A 6,538-nucleotide genomic window follows, 5' to 3' on the forward strand; every position below is an offset into this window, starting at 1 on the left:
AAATGCATCCGCTCCCCGAATATCCCCGTCCCAGCCTGCGCCGGGACAGCTATCTGAATCTGAACGGCCTGTGGGATTACGCCATCACCAGAAGCCCGGAGTTTCCGGCCCGGTGGGACGGCAGCATCCTCGTGCCCTATTCGCCCGAGGCAAGGGCCTCCGGTGTGAGCCGCACCTTGCAGCCCGGCCAGTGGCTCCACTATCACCGCGCCTTCACGCCCCCGGCGGGCGAGGGAGGGCGGGTCCTGCTCCATTTTGGGGCGGTGGACTATGCCTGCGCGGTGGAGGTCAACGGCCGTCTGGCCGGGGGACACCGGGGCGGCTACTGGCCCTTCACGCTGGACATCACCGACCTGCTCCGCCCGCAGGGGCACAATACCCTCTGGGTGGCGGTCCAAGACCCCACCGGTGCGGGCACGCAGGCCAGAGGCAAGCAGACCCTCAAGCCCGGCGGGATGTTCTACCCGGCCCAGAGCGGCATCTGGCAGACCGTCTGGCTCGAGCGGGTGCCGGAAAACTATATCGAAAGCCTCACCGTCACCCCAGACTATGACGCCCGGACTGTGACGGTCAGAGTCCATACCACGAAGCCCGGCGGCGCGGTAAATGTCTGGGCGGCTGTCCGGGCCGGAGGCGTGACCATCGCCGAGGACTGGGGCAGCGACGAGGCCGACCAAGACGGCGAAGTGACCCTGAATATCTCCGAGGAGCACTTCTTCCCGTGGAGTCCCGACAGCCCCTTCCTCTACGACCTGACCGTTGGTACGACGCAGGGCGAAGAGGAGGGGTTCGATACCGTACACAGCTACTTCGCCCTCCGCAAGTGGGAGTGCAGAGAGGATGGACGGGGCGTGAAGCGCTTTTTCCTGAACGGAAAGCCCATCCTCCTCAACGGCCTGCTGGATCAGGGCTACTGGCCCGAGGGCCTTTATACGCCGCCCTCCGACGGGGCAGTGGAGCACGAGCTGCACACCGTGCGGGAGCTGGGCTTCAATCTGCTGCGCAAGCACGCCAAGATCGAGCCGGAGCGGTGGTATTACCACTGCGATAAACTGGGCATCATCGTCTGGCAGGATATGGTGAACGGCGGCGGGGCCTACCCCATGTGGTACGTCACCTATCTGACGAACGCTTTGCAGCCACTGCTGCGCTATGCCCCGGACGGGAAGCTGCTCTGGGGCCTGCTGGGCCGGGGCAGCGCCCACAGCCGGGAGGAGTACAGCCGGGAGCTGGCCGACACGGTGGCCGCGCTGGGCCAGCACCCCTCCATCGGATGCTGGGTGCCCTTCAATGAGGGCTGGGGGCAGTTCGACGCAGAGAAAGCGACGAAGGCCCTCCGCGCCCTCGACCCGACCCGTCTGGTGGATGAGGCCAGCGGCTGGTTCGACCGGGGCGGGGGAGATGTTCACTCCATCCACAACTACTTCTATCCGGTCCGCATCCGCCCGAAAGCGCGGACGGTGGCCCTCAGCGAGTACGGCGGCATCGCGTGGCCCATGCCCGGCCATGAGCCGCCCCGGAAGACCTACGGCTACGGCACAGTCAGAAGCCGGGCCGAACTGACCAGGCGCTACCGTGACTTGCAGCTCAAGACCATTCTGCCCCAGCTGAGAAAGGGCCTCTCGGCGCTGGTATACACGCAGCTGACCGATGTGGAGGATGAGGTGAACGGCCTGTTCACCTACGACCGCCGGGCCATCAAGCCCGAGGCCGCTGCCATCCGGGCCGTCAATGAGGCGCTGGAAGCGGAATTTGAAAAGGTCGTATCCTGACAGCAAAAAAACTCCGGGAGCCGGAAGGCCCTCGGAGTTTTTTGCATCTTATTCCGGAAAAATTACTGGTCGCTCTGGGTGTTCTTGATCTTGGAGGCCGGAAGCTTCTTCATGGCGGCGGTGTCCAGCGCATGAGGCAGCGAAGCGCCGAAGGACTGGATGCTGTCCTGCAGCTCGCTGCTCTTCATGTCGGAGAGGGCCTGTGCGCGGAGAGCGTCCAGCGTGTCGGCCTCCAGCGGGTCGAGGCGGACGAGGAGCATCAGCGCATAGCCGGAGTACTGCACCGCAGCTGCCTCGCCGGGCTTCAGGGCACGGACGGCGTCGGCAGCGCCCTCCTCAGAGAAGGTGGAGTCGATGTCGGCAGCACCCAGCAGGGCGGTGGAGAGAGAAGCAGCGTCGGAGGACGGCGTGCTGTCCAGCACGGCGTAGATGTCGGGCAGAGCGGCAGAGACGGCAGCGCCGAAGGCGGAGGTCTGGGCTGCGGCGTCAGCGTGGACGGCGGCGTTGTAGCTCTCGGCGGCGGTCTGGGCCAGCTCCAGCATCTGGGTGCTCTGGTCGTCGTCGGCAAAGGCGAAGGTGCTGGTATTGTACAGCGGGATGACGGTGTAGCGGATGTAGACCATATCGTCCTCGAGGTGGCTGGTCAGCTCAGCGTCGGAGACGGGGGTCTCGCCGTCGGTGCCGTAGCAGAGGGTGAGCAGGTCGCTGCTCTTGATGAGGATGCGCTCGAACCGCTTGAGGGTGTCGAGGCCGATGCCGTTGGCCTTATAGAGGTCGCCGTTCTGCTCCATCAGCTGGGAGGCATAGCTGTCGGCCTGTGCCTCCTCGTCGGGGGTCAGCACGCCGCCCAGCGCGTCGAAGCGGGTCTCGATGGCGGCGTAGGACTCGAGGTTCTCGAGGGTCTTCTGGGCCACATAGTCGCTGACCACGGCGGTCTCGCCGGTGGCATCATCGACGGTGATGGTGGCTTTGAGGAAGCTGGACACCTTGGAGGCATCCTGCTCGTCGGAGGCGAGGTCGGCGGCGGTCTGGTAGGCGTCGAACTGGGCCAGCAGATAGAGGCCGGAGGGGATGTCCACATCGCCGATGGTGCCGATGGAATCCGGGGTGGAGAGGCTGCAGCCCACGAGGCCGACGGCCAGTGCGAGGGCGCAGACGAGCGCGATGAGTTTCTTTTTCATAAGTGTACTCCTGATAAAGTTTATTTTTTGCCGGAGGCTTCCTCCTGCGGGGCGGCAAGGATGTCCGCCATCGCCCGGAGGATGCTTTGCAGCAGTTCCAGCGGCTTTTCGTCGGGCTGAAGGATCACTGAGAGGTAGGGCTTGGTACCCGCACCTGCCGTCACCCGGCCATTAAAGGCGATGAGCAGGCCGCGTATCATGCCGACGTCCAGCGTCTCGACCTGTAAGAGCAGGGTGTCCTTCTTCTGGGTGACTTCGTAGACGCCCACGGCGGCGGCCTGGACCCGCACCAGCGAGACGCTGACAAGGTCGCTGACCGAGGGGGGCGGGTCGCCGTAGCGGTCGATCAGCTCGTCCAGCACGTCGGCGGCGTCCTCGGGGGTCTGGATGGCGGCGATGCGCTTGTAGGCCTCGATGCGGCCCGGGCCGTCGGCGATATACTTCTCGGGGATGAAGGCGTCCACCCGCAGGTCCACGAGGCACTCGCTCTTGTCCCGCTGGACGGGTTCGCCCTTGGCCCGGGCGATGGCCTGTCCCAGCATCTTGACATAGAGGTCGTAGCCCACGGCCTCCATGTGGCCGTGCTGGCTGTGGCCCAGCAGACTGCCTGCGCCGCGAATTTGTAGGTCGCGCATGGCGATGCGGAAGCCGGAGCCGAAGGCTGTGAACTCCCGGATGGCGGAAAGCCGCTTCTGGGCGATGTCGGTGAGGGTCTTGTCCCGCCGGAAGGTGAAGTAGGCGTAGGCTTTCCGGCCAGAGCGGCCCACACGGCCTCTGATCTGGTACAGCTGGGCGAGGCCCATCCGGTCGGCATCCTCGATGATGAGGGTGTTGCAGTTGCGCACGTCGATGCCCGTCTCGATGAGGGTGGTGCAGACGAGGATGTCGATCTCGCCGTTCAGCAGATGCTGCCAGACGGGGTTCAGCTCCTCCTCGGTCATCTTGCCGTGGGCGATGCCCACCCGTGCGCCGGGCACCATCTGGCTGACATGGGCGGCTGTGGACTCGATGTTGTCCACACGGTTGTGGAGATAGTAGACCTGACCGCCCCGGGCCAGCTCCTTCTTCATGGCCTCGGCAAGGATGACGTCGTTATATTCCAGCACGAACGTCTCCACGGGCTGGCGCTCGATGGGGGGCTGCTCGATGGTGGAAAGGTCGCGGATGCCGCTCATGGCCATGTTCAGGGTGCGGGGGATGGGGGTGGCCGAGAGGGTCAGCATATCCACGCCGATGAAGTTCTCCTTCAGCTTCTCCTTATGCTTGACGCCGAAGCGCTGCTCCTCGTCGATGATGACAAGGCCGAGGTCGTGGAAGCGGACGTCCTTGGAGAGGAGACGGTGGGTGCCGACGACGATGTCCACGCTGCCGGACTGTAAGCCCCGCAGCGTCTCCTTCTGCTGCTTTGCGGTGCGGAAGCGGGAGAGCATCCCGACCTTCACCGGGAAAGCCTCCATGCGGGAGATGATGGTGTTGTAGTGCTGCCACGCCAGCAGGGTGGTGGGGGCGAGGATGGCGCACTGCTTGCCGCCCATGACGCACTTGAAGGCCGCCCGGAGGGCGACTTCGGTCTTGCCGACGCCGACGTCGCCGCAGAGCAGGCGGTCCATGGGCCAGCCTTTTTCCATGTCCTTTTTGATCTCGGCGGTGGCGTTGAGCTGGTCGTCCGTCTCGTCGTACTCGAAGCGGGATTCAAAGTCGCTCTGCCAGTCGCCGTCGGCGGGAAAGGCGTAGCCCACGGCCTGCCGTCGGCGGGCGTAAAGCTCGATCAGCTCCTGCGCCATCTCCTCGGTGGCCTTTTTCACCTTGGCGCGGGTGCGCTGCCACTCGGTGCCGCCCAGCTTGGCCAGCTTCACCTTTTCCTCGTCGCCGGGGGCGGTGTAGCGGCTCAGCAGGTCCAGCTGGGTGACGGGCACATAGAGCACGTCCGAGCCGGAATACTGGATCTTGAGGTAATCCTTTATCGCGCCCTGTACCTCAAGGCGCTGGATGCCCGCATACATACCGATGCCGTGGCTCTGATGCACCACATAGTCGCCGGGCTTGATGTCCGACAGGCTGGAGAGGGCGTTCTTATTTTTCTTGCGCTTTTTGGCCTCGGCGGCCTCGTCGCCCAGACCGTGGCGCCGGGACGAGAGGACGGCGGCATGGGCAAAGGGGAAGGTGCAGCCTGCCGTGAGGTGGCCGGGCAGGACCTGCACCAGCCCCTTTGTGGGCCGGACGTCCCGGCTCATGCTGACGGCGTAGCCCTTGTCCGCGAGGTCCCGGGTGAGGGCCGCCGCGCCCTTGGGCGTGCCGGCAAAGAGGACGACGGCGTACCCCTGCGCCACCAGCGGGTCGAGGTCCTCCCGCAGGGAGGCAAGGTCGCCGCCCCAGTTGGGGGCAGCAAAGGCCTCGGCGTTGACGAGGTCTTTGAGTTTGAACTCATTCATGCCCCGCAGGAAGTTCTCGCAGAGCAGGGTGCTTTGTTTCTGGGCTGCGATGGCGAGGTCGTCCATGGTCTGGTAGAGCACATCGAGGCCGGGGCAGAGGACGCCCTCTTCCAGCAGGCCGGTCAGCTCCTCGCTGCGGCGGAATTCGGTGGCCTTCTGGGCGTCCCGGATGCCGCCCACCTCGTCGAGGATGAAGATGGGGCTGCGGAGATGGTCAAGGAGGGTGGCGGGCGTCTCGTACCGCAGGCCGTAGTATTTGTCCATGGCCTCGGGCATGACGCCGCTGTCCAGCTGGGCAAGGTCGGCCTCCATCGCCTTTTCAAGGGCGGTGCGGCGCTTGCCCCGGGCTTTTTTCTGGGCGGCGCGGAGGGCGTCCGCCGTGTCGGCCGTGCTGCCGAACAGCACCTCACGGGCAGGGGAAAGATAAATTTTCTCGAGCGCGCCGTCCCGCCGCTGGGTCAGCAGGTCGAAGGAGGCCAGAGAGTCGATCTCATCGTCCCAGTATTCCACACGGGCGGGCTGGTGCATATCCGGGGCGTAGATGTCCACGATGTCGCCCCGGACGCTGAACTGGCCCGGGCCGTCCACCTGACTGCGCCGCACATACCCGGCGGCGAAGAGCCGCTCTACCAGCGCTTCCCGGTTGTAGACCATGCCGGGCTTGAGGGTGAGGGTGTTTTTCAGGAACTCATCCTGCGGCACCGTGTATTGGAGCAGGGCTTCGGCGGGGACGCAGACGGCCTGCAGCCGTCCGCCCGCCAGTGCGCCCAGCACCGACAGCCGCCGGTACTCGTACTCGCGGCCCGCGCCCTCCACGGGGCGGAGCATGAAGTCCCGGGGCGGGAATACCGCCGCCGAAAGGCCCAGCGTCTTGAGGTCGTCGGCGAAATGGGTGGCCTCGGCCTCGCCGGGGGTGACGATGCAGAGGACGCGGCCTGTGTCCTTCTGGAGGGAGGCGTAAAGCAGCGCCCGGCCCGCCGGAGGCAGGCCGAACAGTGCCGCCGGCCCCGGCGACGCAAGGCTGGCCGCGATCTTCTGGTATTCGGGGGTGCTTTTCAGGAGCGCTTCGTACATGGGAGACCTCCTTTCTGGTGGGGTTAAACCTCTCCGTCACGGCTGACGCCGTGCCACCTCCCCTATCGAGGGGAGGCTT

At 65.5% G+C, this 6,538-nt stretch carries 3 protein-coding genes; 1 reads left to right on the forward strand and 2 read right to left on the reverse strand.

The annotated features are described in order from the left end of the window. Window positions 1–2 precede the first annotated feature (2 nt). Window positions 3–1,772 (forward strand): glycoside hydrolase family 2 protein, encoded by a 1,770-nt coding sequence (locus ACT8X9_RS02310; RefSeq protein WP_444267987.1) that lies wholly within the window; start codon window positions 3–5, stop codon window positions 1,770–1,772. A gap of 62 nt (window positions 1,773–1,834) precedes the next feature. Here ACT8X9_RS02310 and ACT8X9_RS02315 read toward each other — a convergent pair whose 3' ends face one another. Further along, window positions 1,835–2,953: a foldase gene (locus tag ACT8X9_RS02315; protein ID WP_444267988.1), complete on the reverse strand. Its 1,119-nt coding sequence runs from the start codon at window positions 2,951–2,953 to the stop codon at window positions 1,835–1,837. A gap of 20 nt (window positions 2,954–2,973) precedes the next feature. Further along, window positions 2,974–6,459 carry a transcription-repair coupling factor gene (gene mfd, locus ACT8X9_RS02320; protein WP_444267989.1) on the reverse strand — a complete coding sequence of 1,162 codons (3,486 nt, stop codon included), beginning with the start codon at window positions 6,457–6,459 and terminating at the stop codon, window positions 2,974–2,976. Window positions 6,460–6,538: the final 79 nt, after the last annotated feature.

It is taken from the genome of Faecalibacterium sp., from assembly GCF_052358865.1.
GTDB classification, from domain to species: Bacteria; Bacillota; Clostridia; order Oscillospirales; family Ruminococcaceae; genus Faecalibacterium; species Faecalibacterium butyricigenerans.